This window comes from Nocardia kruczakiae NBRC 101016 (genome assembly GCF_001612965.1).
GTDB classification, from domain to species: Bacteria; Actinomycetota; Actinomycetes; order Mycobacteriales; family Mycobacteriaceae; genus Nocardia; species Nocardia kruczakiae.
The window spans coordinates 24958-45995 of the sequence record NZ_BDBL01000020.1; the positions used below are offsets into that span (position 1 = coordinate 24958).

Annotated in this window: 20 protein-coding genes and 1 other RNA gene; 14 read left to right on the forward strand and 7 right to left on the reverse strand. The window is 68.8% G+C overall.

From position 1 onward, the window contains the following. Positions 1-180 precede the first annotated feature (180 nt). Both NK1_RS15595 and panB read right to left on the reverse strand, forming a co-directional pair. Entirely contained in the window at positions 181-3189 is a 3009-nt protein-coding gene (locus NK1_RS15595; RefSeq protein WP_063009316.1) for a bifunctional [glutamine synthetase] adenylyltransferase/[glutamine synthetase]-adenylyl-L-tyrosine phosphorylase, read from the reverse strand. A 334-nt stretch (positions 3190-3523) separates the two neighbouring features. Further along, the gene (panB, locus tag NK1_RS15600) at positions 3524-4387 is read right to left on the reverse strand and encodes a 3-methyl-2-oxobutanoate hydroxymethyltransferase (protein ID WP_157104289.1); all 864 of its coding nucleotides are present in this window, start codon (positions 4385-4387) and stop codon (positions 3524-3526) included. 207 nt (positions 4388-4594) lie between these two features. Here panB and NK1_RS15605 point away from each other — a divergent pair, with 207 nt between their 5' ends. The 9 genes from NK1_RS15605 to NK1_RS15640 all read left to right on the forward strand — a co-directional run bounded on the left by NK1_RS15605 (position 4595) and on the right by NK1_RS15640 (position 12400). Then, complete coding sequence (locus NK1_RS15605) at positions 4595-6145, forward strand: alpha/beta hydrolase (RefSeq protein WP_157104290.1); 1551 nt, start codon at positions 4595-4597, stop codon at positions 6143-6145. Positions 6146-6218: 73 nt separating this feature from the next. Continuing rightward, complete coding sequence (gene glnA, locus NK1_RS15610; protein ID WP_063009318.1) at positions 6219-7556, forward strand: type I glutamate--ammonia ligase; 1338 nt, start codon at positions 6219-6221, stop codon at positions 7554-7556. 65 nt (positions 7557-7621) lie between these two features. Further along, positions 7622-8515, forward strand: a complete 894-nt coding sequence (locus NK1_RS15615) for an aminoglycoside phosphotransferase/kinase family protein (protein WP_063009320.1) — start codon at positions 7622-7624, stop codon at positions 8513-8515. An 88-nt stretch (positions 8516-8603) separates the two neighbouring features. After that, positions 8604-9068: a hypothetical protein gene (locus tag NK1_RS35015; protein WP_036499960.1), complete on the forward strand. Its 465-nt coding sequence runs from the start codon at positions 8604-8606 to the stop codon at positions 9066-9068. Next, positions 9068-10030, forward strand: coding sequence for a prolyl aminopeptidase (pip, locus tag NK1_RS15625; RefSeq protein WP_063009322.1), 963 nt, complete (start codon positions 9068-9070; stop codon positions 10028-10030). The genes NK1_RS35015 and pip overlap by 1 nt, the downstream gene beginning before the upstream one ends. After that, positions 10027-10896, forward strand: a complete 870-nt coding sequence (locus NK1_RS15630) for a CHAD domain-containing protein (RefSeq protein ID WP_063009324.1) — start codon at positions 10027-10029, stop codon at positions 10894-10896. Before pip ends, NK1_RS15630 begins: the two co-directional genes overlap by 4 nt. Positions 10897-10941: 45 nt before the next feature. Then, positions 10942-11733: an MDR family NADP-dependent oxidoreductase gene (locus NK1_RS15635; protein WP_245660544.1), complete on the forward strand. Its 792-nt coding sequence runs from the start codon at positions 10942-10944 to the stop codon at positions 11731-11733. Continuing rightward, positions 11651-11959: an MDR/zinc-dependent alcohol dehydrogenase-like family protein gene (locus tag NK1_RS35750; protein WP_245660546.1), complete on the forward strand. Its 309-nt coding sequence runs from the start codon at positions 11651-11653 to the stop codon at positions 11957-11959. The genes NK1_RS15635 and NK1_RS35750 overlap by 83 nt, the downstream gene beginning before the upstream one ends. A gap of 33 nt (positions 11960-11992) precedes the next feature. Beyond that, entirely contained in the window at positions 11993-12400 is a 408-nt protein-coding gene (locus NK1_RS15640) for a MerR family transcriptional regulator (RefSeq protein WP_063009326.1), read from the forward strand. Here the strand turns inward: NK1_RS15640 and NK1_RS15645 are convergent. Together NK1_RS15645 and NK1_RS15650 are read right to left on the reverse strand one after the other, a co-directional pair. Next, positions 12381-13823, reverse strand: coding sequence for an RNB domain-containing ribonuclease (locus NK1_RS15645; RefSeq protein WP_084461007.1), 1443 nt, complete (start codon positions 13821-13823; stop codon positions 12381-12383). The two genes, NK1_RS15640 and NK1_RS15645, sit on opposite strands and share 20 nt — an antisense overlap. A 15-nt stretch (positions 13824-13838) precedes the next feature. Beyond that, positions 13839-14171, reverse strand: coding sequence for a hypothetical protein (locus NK1_RS15650; protein ID WP_063009328.1), 333 nt, complete (start codon positions 14169-14171; stop codon positions 13839-13841). Positions 14172-14981: 810 nt separating this feature from the next. On the opposite strand from NK1_RS15650, the gene NK1_RS15655 reads away from it, so the two are divergent. From NK1_RS15655 to NK1_RS15665, 3 genes are all read left to right on the forward strand, one after another. Then, on the forward strand, positions 14982-15815 hold the full coding sequence (locus NK1_RS15655) for an oxidoreductase (RefSeq protein WP_063009330.1): 834 nt from the start codon (positions 14982-14984) through the stop codon (positions 15813-15815). A 34-nt stretch (positions 15816-15849) separates the two neighbouring features. After that, positions 15850-16248, forward strand: coding sequence for a nuclear transport factor 2 family protein (locus NK1_RS15660; protein ID WP_063009332.1), 399 nt, complete (start codon positions 15850-15852; stop codon positions 16246-16248). A gap of 97 nt (positions 16249-16345) precedes the next feature. After that, positions 16346-16618 (forward strand): Clp protease N-terminal domain-containing protein, encoded by a 273-nt coding sequence (locus NK1_RS15665; RefSeq protein WP_063009334.1) that lies wholly within the window; start codon positions 16346-16348, stop codon positions 16616-16618. 13 nt (positions 16619-16631) lie between these two features. Here the strand turns inward: NK1_RS15665 and NK1_RS15670 are convergent, their stop codons facing one another. Together NK1_RS15670 and rnpB are read right to left on the reverse strand one after the other, a co-directional pair. Further along, entirely contained in the window at positions 16632-16934 is a 303-nt protein-coding gene (locus tag NK1_RS15670) for a putative quinol monooxygenase (protein ID WP_063009336.1), read from the reverse strand. A gap of 67 nt (positions 16935-17001) precedes the next feature. Next, an RNA gene (gene rnpB / locus NK1_RS15675) (RNase P RNA component class A) lies at positions 17002-17419 on the reverse strand. Between the two features lie 250 nt (positions 17420-17669). On the opposite strand from rnpB, the gene NK1_RS15680 reads away from it, so the two are divergent. Both NK1_RS15680 and NK1_RS15685 read left to right on the forward strand, forming a co-directional pair. Beyond that, positions 17670-18833 carry a lactate 2-monooxygenase gene (locus tag NK1_RS15680; protein ID WP_063009338.1) on the forward strand — a complete coding sequence of 388 codons (1164 nt, stop codon included), beginning with the start codon at positions 17670-17672 and terminating at the stop codon, positions 18831-18833. 62 nt (positions 18834-18895) lie between these two features. Continuing rightward, complete coding sequence (locus NK1_RS15685; protein ID WP_063009340.1) at positions 18896-19783, forward strand: alpha/beta hydrolase; 888 nt, start codon at positions 18896-18898, stop codon at positions 19781-19783. Between the two features lie 22 nt (positions 19784-19805). Here the strand turns inward: NK1_RS15685 and NK1_RS15690 are convergent, their stop codons facing one another. Then, positions 19806-21038: a bifunctional RNase H/acid phosphatase gene (locus tag NK1_RS15690; RefSeq protein WP_063009342.1), complete on the reverse strand. Its 1233-nt coding sequence runs from the start codon at positions 21036-21038 to the stop codon at positions 19806-19808.

Below are 21038 nucleotides of genomic sequence, written 5' to 3' on the forward strand. Positions count from 1 at the left end.
ACTCTGTATCAACCGATATCGCGCCCGGCCTGTTCCCCGCAACACGTTTTCGGCCCGTACCGCGGAATTCATCGCCGGTCCACGAAAATCCCCCGGTCAGCCGCGTGACCGCGGCACCCGCCGCAATCGCGCGTCGGTGTCATCCATCGCGTACCCGGCCGCGACGGATCTACGCCGCGCTCACCCGCCGAAGACGCGCTCGACGACCGTCTTCGCCCGTCGCGTGACGCGCATGTAGTGGTCGAGAAATTCGCTGCCGTCGTCGGTCGGCCAGCCCGCGACCCGGGCCACGGCCGAGAGCAACGGCCCGGGCCCGGGCAGCTGGTCGGCGGGTTTGCCGCGCACCAGCACCAGCGCGTTGCGGGCCTTGGTCGCGGTGAGCCAGGCGTCGCGCAGCAGCTCCACATCGAGGGCGTCGAGCAATTTCTCGCGCTCGATCACAGCGAGGCATTCGAGCGTGGAGGTGTTGTGCAGATCGGGCACCTCGTGCGCGTGCTGCAGTTGCAGCAGCTGCACGGTCCACTCGATATCGGCGAGACCACCGCGGCCGAGTTTGGTGTGGGTAGCCGGATTCGCACCGCGCGGCAAACGCTCGGAGTCGACCCGCGCCTTGATCCGGCGGATCTCGCGCACGGCCTCCTCGGAGACACCGCCCTTGGGATAGCGGACCGGGTCGATCGAATGCAGGAACCGCAGGCCCAGCTCCTCGTTGCCGGCGACCTGATGCGCGCGCAGCAGCGCCTGCACCTCCCACGGCTGCGCCCACTGCTGGTAGTAGGCGCGATACGCGGCCAGAGTGCGGACCAGCGCGCCGTTGCGGCCCTCCGGCCGCAGCCCGGCGTCGACCTGCAGCGGCGGATCGGTACTGGGCGCGCCGAGCAGCCGCTGCACCTGTTCGGCCACGCCGATCGCCCACTTCACCGCGACCGTCTCGTCCGCGCCGGGACGCGGATCGCAGACGAACAGCACGTCGGCGTCGGACCCGTAGCCCAACTCCATCCCGCCGAGCCGACCCATGCCGATCACCGCGAAGTCCGCGGGCGCGGGCGCCTCGTGTTCGGCCTCCCAGGCCCGGATCACGGCCTGCAGCGACGCCTCGAGCACCGCGACCCACACCCACGACAGCGCCCGGCACACCCGCGGCACCTCCAGCATGCCGAGCACATCGGCGGAGGCGATGCGGGCCAGCTCGTGGCGGCGCAGCGAGCGGGCGGTGGCGACGGCGCGCCGGGGCTCGTCGTAGCGGGCGGCACCGGCCAGGATGCTGGAACGCACGTCCTCGGCCTTCGGGCTCAGCAGCAGCGGACCGTCGGGTCCGTCGGCGAACATCCGGATGGTCTCGGGCGCGTTGATCAGCAGATCCGGCAGATAGGCCGAGGAACCGAGCACGATCATCAACCGCTGCGCGATCGCACCCTCGTCGCGGAGTTCGCGCAGGAACCAGATCTGATCGTCGAGGCCCTCCGACACCCGCCGATAGGCCAGCAGCCCGGCATCGGGATTCGGTGTGTCACCGAGCCATTCGAGCAGCGTCGGCAGCAGCAGCGCCTGGATGCGGCCCTTGCGACCCACCTCGCCGGTGAGCGCCTTGAGGTGGCCGAGGGCGTTCTCCGGGGCGGCGTAGCCGAGGGCGGCGAGCTGACGGACCGCGGCCTGCGGACTCAGCCGCAACGCGGCGGCGTCGAGGCGGGCCACCGATTCCAGCAGCGGGCGGTAGAACAGCTTCGCGTGCAGCCGGCGCACCCGCACCGTGTTGCGCTTGATCTCGCTGCGCAGCACCCCGACCGCATCCTGGCGGCCGTCGGGACGCATGTGCGCGGCGCGGGCGAGCCAGCGCATCCCCTCCTCGTCGTCGGGCGCGGGCAGGGTGTGGGTGCGCTTGAGCCGCTGCAGTTGCAGGCGGTGCTCGAGCAGGCGCAGGAATTCGTAGGAGGCGGTGAGGTTGGCGGCATCGTCGCGGCCCACATAGCCGCGTGCGGCCAGCGCCGTCAGTGCTTCGACCGTGCCCGGCACGTGCAGTGATTCATCGGCCTTGCCGTGGACCAACTGCAGTAGTTGCACCGCGAATTCGACGTCGCGCAGGCTGCCGTGGCCGAGTTTCAGTTCGCGCTCGCGCATTTCCTCGGGCACCAGGCTCTCGACCCGGCGCCGCATCGCCTGCACGTCTGAGACGAAATCCGGTCGTTCCGAGGCGCTCCACACCATCGGCATCAGCGCCTCGCCGTACTGCCTGCCGAGTTCCAGATCGCCGGTGGCGGGGCGGTTCTTCAGCAGCGCCTGGAATTCCCAGGTGCGCGCCCAGCGCTTGTAGTAGGTGATGTGCGAATCCAGGGTGCGCACCAGCGCCCCGGCCTTGCCTTCCGGGCGCAACGCGGCATCGACGTCGAAGAACGCGCTGCCCGCGATACCCATCATCTCCGCGGCCAGCCGGGTCGCGGTGGTGTCGGCGGGTTCGGCGACGAACACCACATCCACATCGGAGACGTAATTCAGTTCGCGCGCACCGCATTTGCCCATCGCGACCACCGCCAGCCGGACCGGAACCGGATCGTCGGGGCAGATCCGCGCCACCGCCACCGAGAGCGCGGCGGTGAGTGCGGCGTCGGCGAGATCGGTGAGATGGTTGCCGACCTGCTGATACGGCAGCACCGGTTCGTTCTCGACGGTGGCGGCCAGATCGTGGGCGGCCAGTACCATCAGCTGATCGCGATATCGCTTGCGCAGCAAGGCGATAGCGTCGGGTCCGGCGTGGGTGGCCCGATAGAGCAGCGGGGCGGCGTTCGGCCCCGTCTCGGGCGTGGCACCGACCGCGTCGAGCAGATCGTCGAGGATCTCCCGCGGGCCCGGCAGTTCCCGCCGCAGCAGCTGCCAGCTCGCCGGATCGGCGACCAGATGATCGGCGAACGCGCTCGACGAGCCGATCAGCGCGAACAACCTGCCGCGCAACGACAGATCGGTGCGCACCGCGGAATCCAATGCGGCCCAATCGGACCCGAGCGCCTCGCGCAGGCGGACGAGGGTCAGCAGCGCCAGATCGGCATCCGGCGACCGCGACAACGCCCACAGCAACGCAACACTGTCGACATTGTCCCAGGCGAGCTCTCGTAACGACGCGGCTGCCGTCGGCTCCAGCAATCCCAGCCGACCGGCACCGGGCACTGCGGGACGTGCAGTCGGTGGCCGGACCATTCTCTCAAATTACCGTTACGGTCGAGCATGCGGAAGTTGCCTGCTCGCAGGCCGTCGAGGGAGTGCTCGGCCGCCGTTGGTCGGGGAGCCGATTCCCTTTCGGCGAGGAACGCGGTGTCCCGCCGGCGGGCTGCCGGGGTCGCGGCGAGCTGTACCCGTCGCGGGCCGCAGCACGCCGACCTTCGCCCGCGGTCATCACAAGGACGCATCGGGAGCGCTGGGCCGCCCGTCGCGGTGCGGCGTGCTGCGCGTCGGCGAGCGCGGCATCGGCGCCCGCGACGAACAGGGATCGACCGCGGACCGCGCGTACGCGACCCGCGGTCGACCCCGTCCCTCAGAAACTGTGTTCCGGCCCCGGGTAGGTTCCCTGCGCCACCTCGCGCGCGTATTCCGCCGCGGCGCTGCGCAATTCGTCGCCCACGCGGCCGAAGCGCTTGACGAACTTGGCCGTCTTGCCGCTGGTGTAGCCGGCCATGTCCTGCCAGACCAGAACCTGGGCGTCGCAGTCGCTACCGGCGCCGATGCCGACGGTCGGGATGGTCAGCTTGTAGGTGACCTGACCGGCCAGCTCGGCCGGCACCATCTCCATCACCACGGCGATCGCCCCGGCCTCCTGGACCGCGATGGCGTCGGCGATCAACTGCTCGGCCCCGTCACCGCGGCCCTGCACGCGGTAGCCGCCGAGGGTGTTGACGCTCTGCGGGGTGAAGCCGATATGCGCCACCACCGGGATGCCGGAGGCGGTGAGCCGGGCGATGTGCTCGGAAACGCGTTCTCCGCCTTCGAGTTTCACCGCGTGCGCACCGCCTTCCTTCATGAAGCGGGTGGCGCTGGCCAGCGCCTGTTCCGGAGAGCCCTCGTAGCTGCCGAACGGCAGGTCGGCCACCACCAGGGCGTGCGGCGCGCCGCGGACCACGCCACGGACCAGTGGCAGCAGTTCCTCGATCGTGATCGGCACGGTGGTGTCGTAGCCGTAGACCACGTTGGCCGCCGAATCGCCGACCAGCAGCACGGTGATGCCGGCCTCTTCGAACAGCTTCGCGGTGGAGTAGTCGTAGGCGGTCAGCATCGCCCACTTCTCGCCCGCGGATTTCCATTGCTGTAGGTGCTGTACTCGCGTCTTCCGCCGGGAAGTTGTCGGTGCGGCGCCGTAAGCGGTGGTTTCGGAAGCAGGATTGTCCTGAGCAGCGGACATCATCGTCCCTTTCGTCTGTCCTCGAGGCCCGACCGGGTCCCCGGGTTGCTATGACCTGTTCAGTCTGCCACCGCGGCACGGCCGCTTTTAAGGCGTGGCCGGGATGGGATTTGTCACAGCGGTGGGAGCGACGTGGCCGGAGGAGGCAGCCCGCGTAACCACGGAGGCCGCCGCGGACACCGCCCAACGGACACAGGCGGAGGTGGAAGGATGGCGCGCATGTCCTTGTCGCGATCCGGTCGCGTCGCAGCCGCGGTGGCCCTGATGTGTGTGGCCGCCGCCTGCTCGTCGACGTCGAAGAATCACCCCGTCGCCCAGCCGTCCGCGCCGAGTCCGGCCGCGCTGCAGAAGTACTACACCCAGGTCCCGTCGTGGGGTAGCTGTGACGGATTCGGCGATTCCTCGACCCGGTTCCCGCAGGGCACCGAATGCACGCACATCTCGGTGCCGATCGACTACGACAAGCCCGAGGGCGCGACCGCCCAGATCGCGGTCTCCCGGATCAAGGCGACCGGGCAACGCATCGGATCGCTGCTGTTCAACCCGGGCGGGCCCGGCCAGGCCGGCCTGTGGATGGCCGCGCAGGGCCAGGACACCCCGCTCGCGGAGCGGTTCGACCGGATCGGTTTCGACCCGCGCGGCGTCGGCGCGTCCACGCCGCTGATCGAATGCCTGACCGGGCAACAGTGGGATCAGCAACGCGCCGAACCGCCCAAGGACTACACCCCCGCCGGCATCGCGGCCGCCGAGCAGGAGAACAAGGATTTCGCCGCGCACTGCACCGAGAAGACCGGCAACGAATTCCTCGCCCACGTCGGCACCCGCGAGGTCGTGCAGGACATGGACATCATCCGGGGTGTGCTCGGCGACGACAAACTGAACTACGTCGGCTACTCCTACGGCACCCGGCTCGGCTACACCTACGCCGAGAAGTTCCCGGACAAGGTGCGGGCCATGGTGCTCGACGGCGCTCTCGATCCGGACGCCGATCCGGAGAAGGAATCGGTGCAGCAGGCCGCCGGATTCCAGAAGGCGTTCGACGCTTACGCCGCCGACTGTACGAGCAAACCGGACTGCCCGCTCGGCCAGGACGCGACCCAGGCGGTGGCCCGCTTCCACGATCTGGTCAACCCACTCTGGGACCACCCGGCCGAGACCCGCGACGGCCGCGGCCTCACCTACAGCGACGCCGTCACCGGTGTGCAGAACACCCTCTACGCCGAGGACAGCTGGAATGTGCTGAGCGCGGGCCTGGCTCAGCTGGCCAAGGGCAAGGGCGACATCCTGCTGCAGCTCGCCGATCTCTACGACGGCCGCAACAAGGACGGCAGCTACGACAATTCGCAGGACGCGTTCCTGGCCATCCACTGCGTCGACGATCCGGCCATCAAGGACCGCACCGAAACCGATAAGCAGGACGCGGAATACCGCAAGGTCGCCCCGTTCCTCGACGACGGCCACGCCACCGGGCAGGCGCCGCTCGAGATGTGCGCGTTCTGGCCCGTGCCCAACAGCGGCTCCCCGCACAACATTTCCGCACCCGGCCTGCCCAAGACCGTGGTCATCTCCACGACCGCGGATCCGGCCACGCCGTATCAGGCCGGTGTCGATCTGGCCCATCAGCTGGGCGCGGCACTGATCACCAACAAGGGAACCCGGCACACCGCGTTCCTCTCCGGCGGTGTTCCGTGCGTCGACGATGCCGTATTCGCCTATCTCACGGACCTGAAGACACCGCCGGAAGGGCTCACCTGCGGCTGACGCCACACATGCGGACCGGCGGTTGTTGCACGATGTAACACGGATTTAACCGCGGGTGCCTACGCTCGCGCGTATGGATCGCCAGAAGGAATTCGTGCTGCGGACGCTCGAGGAGCGGGACATCCGCTTCGTGCGACTCTGGTTCACCGACGTCCTGGGATATCTGAAGTCGGTGGCGATCGCCCCCGCGGAGCTGGAAGGCGCCTTCGAGGAGGGCATCGGATTCGACGGCTCGGCGATCGAGGGCTTCGCCCGGGTGTCGGAGGCCGATATGGTCGCCAAGCCCGATCCGTCGACGTTCCAGGTGCTGCCCTGGTCCACCAGCAAGGGCCATCAGCATTCGGCGCGCATGTTCTGCGATATCGCGATGCCCGACGGATCGCCGTCGTGGGCCGATCCGCGCCATGTGCTGCGCCGGCAGCTGAACAAGGCCGGTGACCTGGGATTCAGCTGCTACGTGCATCCGGAGATCGAGTTCTTCCTGATTCGTTCGGTGCTCGAGGGCGGGCGCCCGGTGCCCGCCGACAACGGCGGGTTCTTCGACCAGGCCGTGCACGACGAGGCGCCGAACTTCCGCCGCCACGCCATCGACGCGCTCGAATCGATGGGTATCTCGGTGGAGTTCAGCCACCACGAGGGTGCGCCCGGCCAGCAGGAGATCGACCTGCGCTACGCCGACGCGCTGTCGATGGCCGACAACGTGATGACCTTCCGCTACCTCATCAAAGAGGTCGCCATCGACGAAGGCGTGCGGGCCTCGTTCATGCCCAAACCCTTCTCCGACCATCCGGGTTCGGCCATGCACACCCACATGAGCCTGTTCGAGGGTGAGCACAACGCCTTCGCCGATCCCGACGACCCGAACAACCTGTCCGAGACCGCGCGTGCGTTCATCGCCGGCATTCTCGAACACGCCAACGAGATCAGCGCCGTCACCAACCAGTGGGTGAACTCCTACAAGCGCCTGATCCACGGCGGTGAGGCGCCGACCGCCGCGTCCTGGGGCCGGTCGAATCGTTCTGCGCTGGTCCGCGTTCCGATGTACACGCCGAACAAGCAGTCCTCGCGGCGAGTCGAGATCCGCAGCCCAGATTCGGCCTGCAATCCGTACCTGGCCTTCGCGGTGCTGCTGGCCGCGGGCCTGCGCGGCATCGAGAAGGGGTACACGCTGCCGCCCGAGGCCGAGGACGACGTGTGGTCGCTGACCACCGCCGAACGTCGCGCGATGGGCTTCCGCGAGCTGCCCTCGACCCTGGACGAGGCGCTGCGGGCGATGGAACGGTCGGAGCTGGTCGCCGAAACGCTGGGCGAGCACGTGTTCGACTTCTTCCTGCGCAACAAGCGCCACGAGTGGGCCACCTACCGCGCCCAGGTCACACCGTGGGAGCTGGGCGAGTACCTGACGCTGTGATCGGCTGTGCGAGAACGGCTTCGGCCGGCCGCACCGACGATCGGTGAGCAGGTTAGGTTGTCCCGGTGAACGCGCCTGTTTCGGTGGCCGATCAAGCACTGCGACCGCTGATCGACTGGGCCACCGCGCAACTCGGGAATCTGGGCCTGGCCGTGACCGGTGCGCAGGAGATGCGGCGCCGGGACTGGACGCTGCTCGCGCGCGTAGACACCGACGCCGGAGCCGTCTGGGCGAAGGCGAGTGCGCGTGCGTTCGCCCACGAGGGCCCGCTGCTGGCGGCGCTGGATCGGCTCGTTCCGGGTTCGGTGCCCAAACCCCTTGCGGTACACCGTGAGAACGGGTGGTTCCTGGGACCCGACGGTGGCGAGACCATGCGCACCGGACCGCTCGACCGGCAGTTCGCCCTCGACGGCGCCGACGCGCCGCCGCCGCGGCCACCGGGCTGGGAGTCGGTGCTGCGCTCCTACGCCGGCATGCAGCACACGCTGTGCACGCACGCGGAGTCGTTGCGCGACACCGGAACTCCGTATCTACCGCCGGCCCGCCTGATCGAGGTCTACCGCCATTTCGCCGATCGCGCGCCGGGACTGGAGTACGCGATCGAGTCGGCCGCCGGCGAACTCGCGCAGTACGGCCGGCTGAGCGTGGAACACAACGACCTGTATCCGGGCCATGTCTTCCGCTCCACCGCCGCGGTGTTCGACTGGGGCGATGCAGTGCTCACCCATCCCTTCCTGTCGGTGCGCACGTTCCGGGACCCGCGGCGAGCGGCCTATTTCGACGCCTGGCGTGAACTGGCGAGCGTCACCGACCGTGAAATCGAGCTGGCCGAACGCCTCGCACCCCTGACCACCCTGCATTCGTGGCTGACCATCGACACGGCACCGGGCCGCCCGGCCGAACGGTTCGCGCCCTTCGTCACCGAGATGCTGGACCAGCTGCGCGCGAACTTCGCCTGAGCCACGCGGCCACCCGCGGCGAGGTGGCAGACTCGTAGGTCCACAGGAGGAACTTCGGATGCACTCCGGAATCGAACAAAGGGAACAGATGTCGCAGAGCCGTTGGATGACTCGCGGAGCGCTCGCCGTCGGTGCGGCGCTGGCCGTCGCGCTGGTCGCCGGATGTGGTGGCGCGAGCACGGGTTCGGCCGGGCCCGAGAAATCCGGCGCCTCGGCCACGTCGACGGCCGCGCGTCCCAGCGGTTCGGCCGGTGTCACCGCCAAACCGGGACAGACCAGTCCCGTACAGGTTCCCGACCCGGTCGCGCAGAAGCTGTGCGACGCCATCTCCCCGCAGCTGTCGGATTGGCGGGTGCAGGGCCCGACGCTGGGGAAGGTGGCGCTCAACATCACGGTGCATCAGTGGGCCGCGGAGAACGGCGGCATCAACCTCGCGGTGCTCGGCGACAAGGCCGTGGTGGACCGGATCACCACCAAGACCTGCTCGGATACTCGTACTCAGGCGCTGCAGGCGCTGGAGCTGCCCGATCTCGCCTCGGGAATCGCCTTCTGATGCGCACCCTGTACCCGCCGCTGGAGCCCTACCGTGAGGGCATGCTCGACGTCGGCGACGGCCAGCACCTCTACTGGGAGGAGTCGGGCAACCCCGAGGGCAAGCCGGTGGTGTTCCTGCACGGCGGTCCGGGTGGCGGCACCGATGCGACGCACCGGCGGTTCTTCGACCCCGCCGCCTACCGGATCGTGCTGTTCGATCAGCGCGGCTGCGGGCGTTCGACACCGCACGTGGCCGACGGGGCGAGCCTGGAGGTCAACACCACCTGGCATCTGGTCGCCGATATCGAGCGGCTGCGCACCCATCTGGGTATCGAGCGCTGGCAGGTTTTCGGCGGGTCCTGGGGTTCGACACTGGCGCTGGCCTACGCCCAGACCCACCCCGAGCGTGTGACGGAGATGGTGCTGCGCGGTGTTTTCCTGTTGCGGCGCAAGGAGATCGACTGGTACTACAACGGCGCCGCCGGATTCGTCTATCCCGACGAGTGGGAGAAGTATCTGGCGCCGATCCCGGCGGACGAGCGCGACGGGGATCTGGTGGCGGCCTATCACCGGCTGCTGCACTCCCCCGACGACGAGGTGGCGACGGCCGCCGCGGTGGCGTGGTCCAGTTGGGAGGGCGCGACGAGTTCGCTGCTGCCGCAACCGGAACGGGTCGCCGAATCCGCCGAACCCCGGTTCGCACTGGCCTTCGCCCGCATCGAGAACCACTACTTCGTGCACGGCGGATTCCTGGAAGAGGGGCAACTGCTGCGCGATATCGACCGGATCGCGCATATTCCGGTGGTGATCGTGCAGGGCCGCCACGATGTCGTCTGCCCGGCTGTCAGCGCCTGGGATCTGCATCGGGCCTGGCCCGGTTCGCGCCTGCATCTGGTGGCCGATGCCGGACATGCCGCCGCCGAACCCGGCACCACCCATCATCTGATCGAGGCCACCGACGAATTCCGGGATCGGCGATGAGCGGGGCAGCCGGTCCCGCCGTCGTCGCCGCCCTCGGCGAGGACGTGGACCGGCTGCTGGCCGCGGAACCGAGGGTCCGCGCCGACGAATCGGATTCGGTACATCAGATGCGGGTCGCCACCCGCCGCCTGCGGTCTGTGCTGCGGTCGTATCGGAACGTTTTCCACCGCGACGAGATAGACGCGATCCGTGCCGAATTGCGGTGGCTGGCGGGCCTGCTCGGCATCGCTCGCGACGTCGAGGTGCGCGCCGACCGGTTCGCCGCGCTGCTGGACGAATACCCCGATGTGCAACGCCATCTCGGGCGGCGGCTGGTGAGCGCGGAACGCGCGGCCTACACCGACGCCCACCGCACCGTGCTGCGCGAACTCGACGGTGAGCGCTATGCGCTGCTGCGGGCGCGGGTGGTCGGCCTGCGCACCGATCCGCCGTTGCGCCGCAAGCGCGCCCGCCGCGATGCCGACCTCGTGTTCAAGGCAGCGGTGCGCGCGGATCTGCGCCGGCTGAAAGCACGCGTCGACGCCGAACGAGACGTCGAGGAGGCCGACCGCGTCGAGGCACTGCACGATATCCGCAAGGCCGCCAAGCGGTTACGCTACAGCGCCGAAGCGGCCACCGATATCCTGGACGGCCCCGCCGAGGACCTGGCCCGTCGCGCGAAGAAGGTGCAGGGCGTCCTGGGCGATCACCGCGACGCCATCGAGGCGCTGGCCACCATCACCGCCCGCGCCGAAGTCGTGCGCGGCCACGGCGCCGATGCCGCCCCCTACGAATTGCTGTGCGCCGCCGAAGTGGAAGCCGCCCGAACCGCCCTCGCCCAGTACCCGTCCCTCATCGAATTCTCGAACTATGACTACCTGTCCTGATCGGGCTTGACCTTCACGCATACGTCAATCCCTACGGTCGGCGGTATGACGTCCACTATCGCCACCACCCGCTCGATCCACCTGGCCGCCCGCCCCGGCGGGTTCCCCGAACTCACCGATTTCCGAACGGTCGACCATCCGATGCCGGCACCGGCGGCCGGCCAGGTACTGATCCGCAATCTCTTCATGTCCATCGACCCCGGAAGCCTGATGCAAATCGGCGCCTTTCCCGGAATTCCCCTGCCGCCCTTCGAGATCGGTGAAACCCTGTCCGGGGACGCGATCGGCGAGGTGATCGAATCAGGTGATCCGGCGGTGCCCGAGGGCGCCGTGGTCCTGCATCGGCTCGGCTGGCGGGAACACGCTCTCGCCGACGCGGGGACCGTGCGGGTGGTAGATCCCGACGCCTATCCCTCGCCGTCGGGATACCTCGGCTTCGGCCTGGTCGCCTACGCCGGGCTGACCGTCGCCGCCGAACTACGCCGCGGCGATACCGTCTTCGTCTCCAGCGCCGCAGGCGCCACGGGGAGCCTGGCCGGGCAGATCGCGCGGCTGCTCGGCGCCGGCCGTGTGGTCGGCAGCGTCGGCTCACCGCGGAAGGCCGCCCACATCATCGAGGAGCTGGGTTACGACGCCGCTGTCGACTACCACGACGATCCCTTCGTCGATCGGCTGCGAGCCGCGACGCCCGACGGCGTGGACGTGTATTTTCGACAATGTCGGCGGAGCCCAGTTGCGGGCGGCGATCGAGGTGATGAATCCCGGCGGCCGCATCGCGCTCTGTGGCGCTTTGGCCAGGCAGCGTGCCGGTGGCGAGCCGGACGGCGGTCCGGGTGATCTGTTGGCGGTGATCGGCAAGCGATTGACGTTGCGCGGATTCAGCACTATCGATCACTTCGACCTGGCCCCGGAGTTCGGCCGGAAACTGCGGGAGTGGACGGCAGCGGGAAACATCGTGCGGACCGAAACCGTCGTCGACGGGCTCGAGAACGCGCCGCGGGCACTGCTGGATACGGTCCGGGGGCGCTACACCGGGAAGGTTGTGGTGCGGCTGGCGCGTTGAGCACCACGTGAGACGGCGGAGAGGATACGCGCGATGTTGATCGGCGAATTGGCGGCCCGCACCGCAGTGACGACGCGGGCGCTGCGCTTCTACGAAGAACAGGGACTACTCACGTCCGGGCGCACCGCCGCGGGATACCGAGAGTACGAGGAGAAGGCGGTGGCCAGGGTACGCAACATTCGCGAACTGCTTCGCCTCGGATTCACGGTCGAGGATGTGCGTGCTTTCGCTCCTTATCTGGACCGGGAGCTTCCCGACGTCTTTCCGTACGAACCCCGCTGCGCCTCGGGATACGCGGTGGTCGGGCCGCCGCGGGTGGCGGAGCTGAACGAGCGCATCGCCCGTTTGACACACCTACGGGACCAGTTGGTGAGCCGGATGCCGTGGCTCGATCCCCAGCGAGGCACCGGCGACGAGCAACTCACTCCGCCGGAAAGCTGAAGCCCACCACGCGTTTGTCGGGGTCCGCGATGTCCAGGCGGACCCGCACCCGCTGGCCCTCCGGCGGCGAGCCGGTGCATTTGGCGAGCACCGGCGGATCGGCGACGAAGATTTCGGCGGATCGGTTGCCGTTGCCCTCGCGGATGACCACCGCCTCGAAGATGTCGCCCAGACGTGGTGCGAGAACGGTGGATTCGGTGAGATCGATGCACGCGCGTTCGAGTTTGCCGCCGACGGCGTCGCTGCGCCGCATCGTGTCCGCGGCGGCGGCGAGTCCGTCGCGAACCCAGTGCGGTACCGGGGTGCCGGCGCAGCGAGCCAGGCAGATTTCGGTGGCGTACCGGTCGGCGAGGCGGCGCAGCGGCGCCGTCACATGGGCGTAGGCCGCGCCGATACCGCTGTGCTGCAACACATCCGGCGTTTCACCGTCGAGCACGGTGTAGGACGCGCCGCGCAGCAGGCTGGTCGCCTCGGAGTTGAGCACCAGCGCGGCGGGGGTGTTGGGGTCCAATCCGGCGAGCATCCGGCCCACCGGCATTCCGGCCGGCCAGCGCACGCCCAGCGCGGCGGCGGTGCGGCGCATGGACGCGATCGCGGAGGCCGGTGGCGCCGGCATGGTGCGCAACAGTCCGATGCGGGCGTCGGAGCCGTTGTCCGCCAGCATGATTCGGGCCGCGCAGATGCCGGTGAGCAGGGAGACCTGTTCGTTCCAGTCGTCGGCGGCGGTGCGCGGTTCGACCGCCAACTGCCAGTGCTCGGTGTCGTGGTCGCGCCCGTCGGGGATCACCGATTGCGCGGGCAGCCGCAGTTCGATCGCGCCGCGGGCCAGGCCGGCCTCGATGCGCAGGCGGCCGAATTCCGGCAGTGCGGCGATCGAGGGATGCAGGCGGCCGGCGTCGGCGTCGGCCTGGACGCCGGGATAGTCGAGGCGGGCGCGGGAACGAACCAGGGCGCGCTGAACCGAGAAGCGTTGCGGTTCGGCCTTGTCGTCACAGTCGATGGTCCACAGGGCGGCGGGACGAACCGCGCCGGGCAGCAGACTGGCCGACCCTTCCGAGAGCACCGGCGGATGCAGCGGCACGGTGCCGTCGGGGAGATAGAAGCTTTGGCCCCTCGCGAGGGATTCCCGCGCGAGCGCGCCGTCGGGCGCGACCACCGAGCCCACATCGGCGATGGCGTAGTGCAGCAGGAATCCGGTCGGGGTGCGTTCGAGATGCAGCGCCTGGTCGAGATCCATGGCGCCGGGCGGGTCGATCGTCACGAACGGGATGTCGGTGCGATCGGCCCGGACGCCCGCGAACGCATCGGCTGCGTCGCGGGCCTCCGAGACCGCCTCGGACGGATATTCCGAGGCGAGTCCGAATTCGGATCGCACGACACCGAAGTCCACCGGTGCCGAGACGATCCTGGGATGCAGTTCCACGCGGGGCGCTGAACCTTACTTGAGCGCCAGCATCGTGCCGTTCAGCTGATCGAACGGACCGTACACGGTGAAAACGACGCGGCCGTCGGGGTACTGCGACGACAGGGTCGCCGCGGCATCGAGAGCCTGGCCGAACGAGGCCGCCGACGGGTGCGGCAGCACCGCGATCGTCCGGCCGACGTGGGACTGGTGGACCCACTGGGTGTCACCCGGGCTGAGGTCCACCTGGACGCCACCCGGCAACGGAGTGACCGCGACGGCGGACGCCGATCCCGCGCCCAGCACCGCAACACCCGACGCAGCTGCGGCGATCAATGCACCGGCCGCCAACTTGCGAACTACTCGCATATATACAGAACCTGCTTTCCGACACTCGTAGCACCCATTAGCCACTGCCACCCCCGGCAGCGACACTTCCAACGGCCAACACTTTATGACGTCGATCACGGTTCCGGCCACTCCGGGGCGGTTAGTCGCACGGGACACGCCGAGACCAGCCGATTCGCCCGCATTTGCCGAGAATGCGCCCGTCCGTCCGACCGGGCTCCAACCGCAGCTCGGACCGCGCGAACCGCCGGTGCCTGCGATTTCGCGCTCACCCAGCGCGGTGGCGGCAATGCGGTCATGACGAGTGCAACGGGGGTCGACGAATCGGCTCGACTACGGCCCGCACCGGTCGTCGAACTGGATCATTCCGGAAGGAAATGCCACACGATTCAGAGCGAACAGTCATAACTCGAACTAATCGGACCTACGTCCAGATCACGCTACCGCACGCCGAATCCCCCCGTCGAGTCCGTTTTCCGCTGAGCCTGCGACTGTCGGAGCGCGCTGTTACTGTTGCCGATGGTGACAGGCCACGGCGTACCCACGGATTCGGGGGTCCGTGCAGTAACGAGAGTGCGCCGCGCGGCGAGAGTCGTCGAGTAATAGTTCCTCGAGTACAAGGAGTTCCACACCGCATGTCGTCCATCGTCTTCGACTACCTGCTGCCTCTCGTCGGTCCCGAGCAGGCGGCCTACTGGGCCCAGATCCTGGTGATCAACCCCGCCGGCTGATCATCGCGCGACCGCACCCGGTGCCGGCGGCCCGCCGCGGGCACCGCATGCGGTCGCAAGGCCCGGCTTCGACGACGATCCGACACAGGAGGCCTCCACCATGACCACCGATCACGTCTGGTTCATCACCGGCACCAGCAGCGGCTTCGGCCGTGCGATCGCGGAGGCGGTGCTGGCCGAGGGCGGCAGTGTGGTCGCCACCGCTCGCACACCCGAATCCCTTGCCGACCTTCGAGATCGCGCTCCGGAGCGGGTGCTCGTCGCACAGCTGGACGTCACCGATCCGGCGTCGATCACCGCGGCGGTCGAGGAGGCGCGAGTTCGGTTCGGCCGCATCGACGTTCTGGTCAACAACGCCGGGTACGGACTACGCGGCGCGCTCGAGGAATGCGACGACGAGCAACTGCGCACACTGATGGAAACCAATGTCTGGGGCCTGATTTCGGTCACCAAGGCGGTACTGCCGCTCATGCGGGCCCAGCGCAGCGGTCATATCGTGCAGCTGTCCTCGGTCGGTGGGGTGCGTGCCCGTCTCGGCGGAACGCCTTACGCACTCAGCAAATTCGCGGTCGAAGGACTGTCGGAAGGTTTGTCGTACGAGGTCGCACCGTTCGGCATCAAGGTCACCATCGTGGAGCCGGGACCGTTCCGCACCGACTTCGCCGGCCGGTCCATCCAGTGGGCCGAACCGATGCCCGAATACACACCGATCTTCGCCGAGGAACGTGAACGCTTCCAGGCTCAGGACGGCGCCCAGCCCGGCGATCCGGCCCGAGCCGCCGAGGCCGTTCTGCGCGCGGTCGCCATGGACGAACCGCCGTTGCGGCTGCCGCTCGGCCCCGAGGCATTCGCCGGCATCCGCGCCACCCTGACCCAGCGCCTCTCTGATCTGGACGAGCTCGAACCCTGGGCCGCCGACACCGGTTTCCGGTAGGGCTCAACCACTTTCATCCGATCGGAGACTTGCCATGCTGTCCGCCGAGGACCGCTTCGCCATCACGGACCTGATCAATCTGCACGGCCACCTCACCGACTACGGCGACTTCGACGGCTGGCAGGCCCTGTTCCACGAGAACGTCACCTACGACGTCACGGCCCTCGGTGGCGAGGTCCTCGTCGGCCTGCCGGCGCTTCGCGACGCCGCCCTGGCCCTCGGCGACGACAATCCGGTTGCCCACCACGTCACCAACATCGTGCTGAACGAGGTGTCCGACGGAACTGTCCGCGCGCTGTCCAAAGGGCTGGGTGTGATGACCGACGGCACGGTCGGCAGCGTCACCTACGAGGACACCATCGAACGGGTCGGCCCCGGCTGGAAGATCACCCACCGCATCGTGCGTCCCCGGCGCAAGCCGTTGCAGCCGTAGACGCGGGTCCGACGCCGCCCGGTCGGCATCCGAACCATCGTTGCGGAATAGTCGCGAAATATGCGCTGAAGTACTCGGCACGGGTGATCATGGATGCATGACTGCGGAACCGCTACCGCACGCCCCCGGCCTGCGACGCGCACTGGACGAAGCCGCCGGGATCGCGCGCGAGGCCGGCCACACCGCCCTCGACACCGAACATCTCGTCCTCGCATCGCTGCGTCACCCGAGTTCGGCTGTCGCTCGGGCCTTCCAGCGCACCGGCGCCAATCTGGCGGCGATCTCGGATGCCCTGCACGAAACCCTGCGCAACGGGCCGTACCCGAATCCGAACGAACATCCGGACAACGGCGAGGGCTGCGCGCGCTAGCCGGGTCGGCCGGTCAGCGCAGGAGGGTTTCGTCAGCGACCGCGAATTCGGCGACCCGCGCCTCGCGGATCATCGCGCCCTGATCATCGGAGACCCCCGCGCCGCGGAACGCGTCCAGCGCCGCGCGGTCGTTCCACCGTTCGAGAATATTGATGCGGCCGGTGTCGACCAGGTCCGCAGACAGGGCGAAATCGAGGCAGCCGGGGGTGTGCCGGGCCGCTTCCACGACCTCGACGCAGGTCGCCAGATATCGGTCGCGATCGGCCGGGTCCACCCGCAGGTAACCGGTGACGATGATCTGCGGCGTCGCATCCATGAGGCAAGGATCGCATGTCGCGCCGACACTCGAACCTCACCGGCGGCTCGGCGGAGCAACCCCGGAGGGGACGAGTCGGTCTGTAAGCCGGATCCTGTTCCCGGTTCGCACCGGGAGGCGACCATCCATCTGGGTGCACCGTCACCGGGCACCTCGAGCAGCCAACCCGCAGGCTCGGGCGAGCAGCCCTCGGGCACCTGCGCAGCCGCACTCGCGAGAGTGCGACCTTCGACCTTGCTCCGGGCGGGGTTTACCGAGCCGCCCCGGTCACCCGGGGCGCTGGTGCGCTCTTACCGCACCGTTTCACCCTTACCGGCGGACCTCCGGAGAGACCGCCGGCGGTCTGTTTTCTGTGGCACTGTCCCGCGGGTCACCCCGGGTTGCCGTTAACAACCGCCCTGCTCTGTGGAGTCCGGACTTTCCTCGGCGACGGGCAGCGGCACATCCGTGCCCGTTCCCGTCGACGCGGTCGCCCGACCGACTCGTCGCGCACCATTCTGCCGTGCGAGCACCGCCGAGCGCACGCCGCCCCGGCTATCGCACCCGCACGTCCGCACGACCGGCTCGGACGTCGCGTGCCCACTCCGACGACCACTGTCGCGGGCGGACCTCAGCCCCGCCGGGCAACGGCGAGATCGTGGCGCGGTACCGCCGGTTACGCATACAGTGAAGCCCGCACTCGCCGTCGAGCGCGCATACTCGCCGGCGAACCGACGGCACAGAAGGGCAGCGCATATGGGGTTCGGCGACTTCCAGAACGAGATCTACTTCCAGGGGCTGCGCGGTGTCGTACCGGAGTACCCGGTGGCGTTCGCCGAACTCGAACAGCGCGCGCAGGCGGCCATGCCGCCCTCGATCTGGTCGTATGTGGCCGGCGGCGCGGGCGACGAGCGCACCCAGCGCGCCAATGTCGCCGCCTTCGACCACTGGGGGCTCATCCCCCGCATGTTCGTCGGCGCGAAGGAGCGCGACCTGTCGGTCGACCTGTTCGGAATGACGCTCCCCACACCGCTTTTCATGGCTCCGGTGGGCGTGATCGGCCTGTGCGCCCAGGACGGCCACGGCGATCTGGCGACCGCCCGCGCCGCCGCCCGCACCGGCGTGCCGATGGTCGCCTCGACCCTCACCGTCGATCCGCTCGAGGATGTCGCCGCCGAATTCGGTGACACTCCAGGCTTTTTCCAGCTCTACACCCCCACCGACCGCGATCTCGCCGCGAGCCTGGTGCAGCGCGCGGAGCAGGCCGGTTACCAGGGCATCGTCGTCACCCTCGACACCTGGATCACGGGCTGGCGGCCGCGCGATCTGTCCACCGGAAACTTCCCGCAGCTGCGCGGGCACTGCCTCGCCAACTATTTCACCGATCCGGTCTTCCTCTCCGGTCTGCAGCGCTCGCCCGAGGAGGATCCGATGAGCGCGGTGCTGCGGTGGGTGCAACTGTTCGGCAACCCGCTGCGCTGGGAGGATCTGGCCTGGCTGCGCTCGCTGACCGATCTGCCCTTGATCGTCAAGGGAATCTGCCACCCCGACGATGTGCGCCGGGCCCGCGACGGTGGCGTGGACGGCATCTACTGCTCCAATCACGGTGGGCGCCAAGCCAATGGCGGACTGCCCGCACTGGACAGGTTGCCCGAGGTCGTCGCCGCGGCCGAGGGTCTGCCGGTGCTGTTCGATTCCGGAATCCGCAGCGGCGCGGACGTCGTCAAAGCGCTCGCGCTGGGCGCCACCGCGGTCGGGGTGGGCCGGCCCTACGCCTACGGTCTGGCGCTCGGCGGCGTGGACGGAATCGTGCACGTCCTGCGCACTCTGCTGGCGGAAGCGGACCTGATCATGGCGGTCGACGGCTACCCGGCGCTGAAGGATCTGACTCGCGAGTGTTTGCGTTCCGTCCACCCATAATCGCGCCCTGAGCGGGGATCCACGTCTGCGGCCGGGCGCGCGTCCCGGTACGGTATTCGCCCATGGAGCGTGTCGAGGTGGGGTTCGGTTCGGGAAGCGAACAGTGTGCAGCGTGGCTCTATCTTCCGGACGGCCCGCCCAAACCGCGTCCACTGGTCATCATGGGGCACGGGCTGGGCGCGAACCGGGAAATGGGTCTGGATCGCTACGCACGCCGGTTCGCCGCGGCCGGAATGGGCGTGCTGGTCTTCGATTACCGGCATTTCGGCGCCAGCGGTGGTGAGCCGCGCCAGCTGATCAACATCGCGCGCCAGCGCGACGACTGGCGCGCCGCGATCGCCTTCGCCCGCACCCTCAAGGGTTTCGACGCGACCCGAATCGCATTGTGGGGCAGTTCGTTCGGCGGCGGACACGTCCTGTCCATCGCGCACGAGGACGACTATCTGGCCGCGGTCGTGGCGCAGTGCCCGTTCACCAGCGGCTGGTCCTCGGCGGTGGCGAAGGGGCCGATCAGCCTCGCCAAGACCGGCACCCTCGCGTTCGTCGACCTTCTCGTCGGCCCGATCCGCCGCAAGCCGGTGGGCGTGCGACTGGCCGGGCGCAAGCGTTCGGCGGCGTTGATGAGCGCCTCCGACGTGCCCGAGGGCTTCGGCCGCCTCGCCGAGGAGAGCGCGCAGTACCAGCCGAAAGTCGCTGCCCGCGTGGGCATGTCGGTGATGTTCGATTCACCGTGGCGGCGCACCAAGGCCATCAAGGTGCCGGTGCTGTACGCGGTGTGCGACAACGATTCGGTCGCGCCGGTGGGTCCGACGCTCAAAGCCGCCGAGCGCACCAAACACGGCATCGTGAAGCGATACCCCATCGGGCACTTCGACATCTACTTCGACGACTGGTTCGAGAAGGCCGTCTACGACCAGACCGAATTCCTGGTGTCGGTGCTGCGCCCCTGAACCCGGTGTCCCCGACCGGTGTTCAGAGGTACGAGGTGTCGTTGACCAGCCGCACCGACGATCCGCCGTCGGGATAGAACTCGGCGATCGACAGCGACGCCAGGTCCAGATGCAGCCGGTACAGCAGTGACGGGCCGACCTCCAACGCCAACTGCAGCAACGTCTTGATCGGCGTCACGTGGCTGACCACGACGACGTTCTGTCCCGGATACAGCGCCAGCAGATCGCGGCGCGCACCCTCGACGCGTTCGCGCACCTGAGTGAAGCTCTCACCGCCGGGAGCGGGCAGCGACGGATCACCGAGCCAGCACTGATGCAGTTCCGGATCCCGTTGCGCCGCTTCGGTGAACGTGAGACCTTCCCATTCGCCGAAGTCGGTTTCGGTCAATGCGTCCAGGACCCGCACCGGCACGTCGAGCGCTTGGGCCGCGGCCTGCGCGGTCTCACGCGCCCGGCCCAGTGGCGAGCTCACGACCGCGGCGATATCGCCTTTGGCGGCAAGGTATTTCGCGGCACGGGCCGCCTGTTCGCGACCGAGCGCGGTGAGTTCCGGATTGCCGCGGCCGGAATACCGTCGCTCCACGGACAATTCGGTCTGACCGTGACGCAGCAGCAACAGCCGGGTCGGCCGCCCGCGGGCGCCGGTCCAGCCCGGGCCGGATGCCGGGGCCGTCTCCTGCACGACCGGATCCTCGTGCGCGGCACGGGCGTCGGCCGCTTCGTCGATCCAGCTCGGAAGCTCGGCTTCGACGCCGCGTGCCGAATCCTGGGCGGCCGATTCCGGTTCGGCCACGCTGTCGATCACCGGCCGCTCGGTATCCGCCTCGCGCACCTCCGCGACCACCACCGCATCGTCCATGGCCTCGTTGGCGAGCCGATCGGCGTGCGAATTCTGCTCGCGCGGAATCCATTGGAAACCTACCCGATCGAAGCCCGCGACCAGCTGCCGGGCTCGCTCGGCGAGCGGAATCATGGCCGCGTGCTTGACCTTCCAGCGCCCCGACATCTGTTCGACGACGAGTTTGGAATCCATCCGCACCTCGACGGTGCGCGCGCCCAGTTCGGCGGCGGCGGCCAAACCCGCGATGAGACCGCGGTATTCGGCGACATTGTTCGTGGTGACGCCCAGATATTCGCGACGTTCGGCGAGGATCGTGGCGCGGTCGGAATCCCAGATCACCGCGCCGTAGCCGGCCGGGCCGGGATTACCTCGCGAGCCACCGTCGGCCTCGACGATCACCGTGCGTACCGTCAT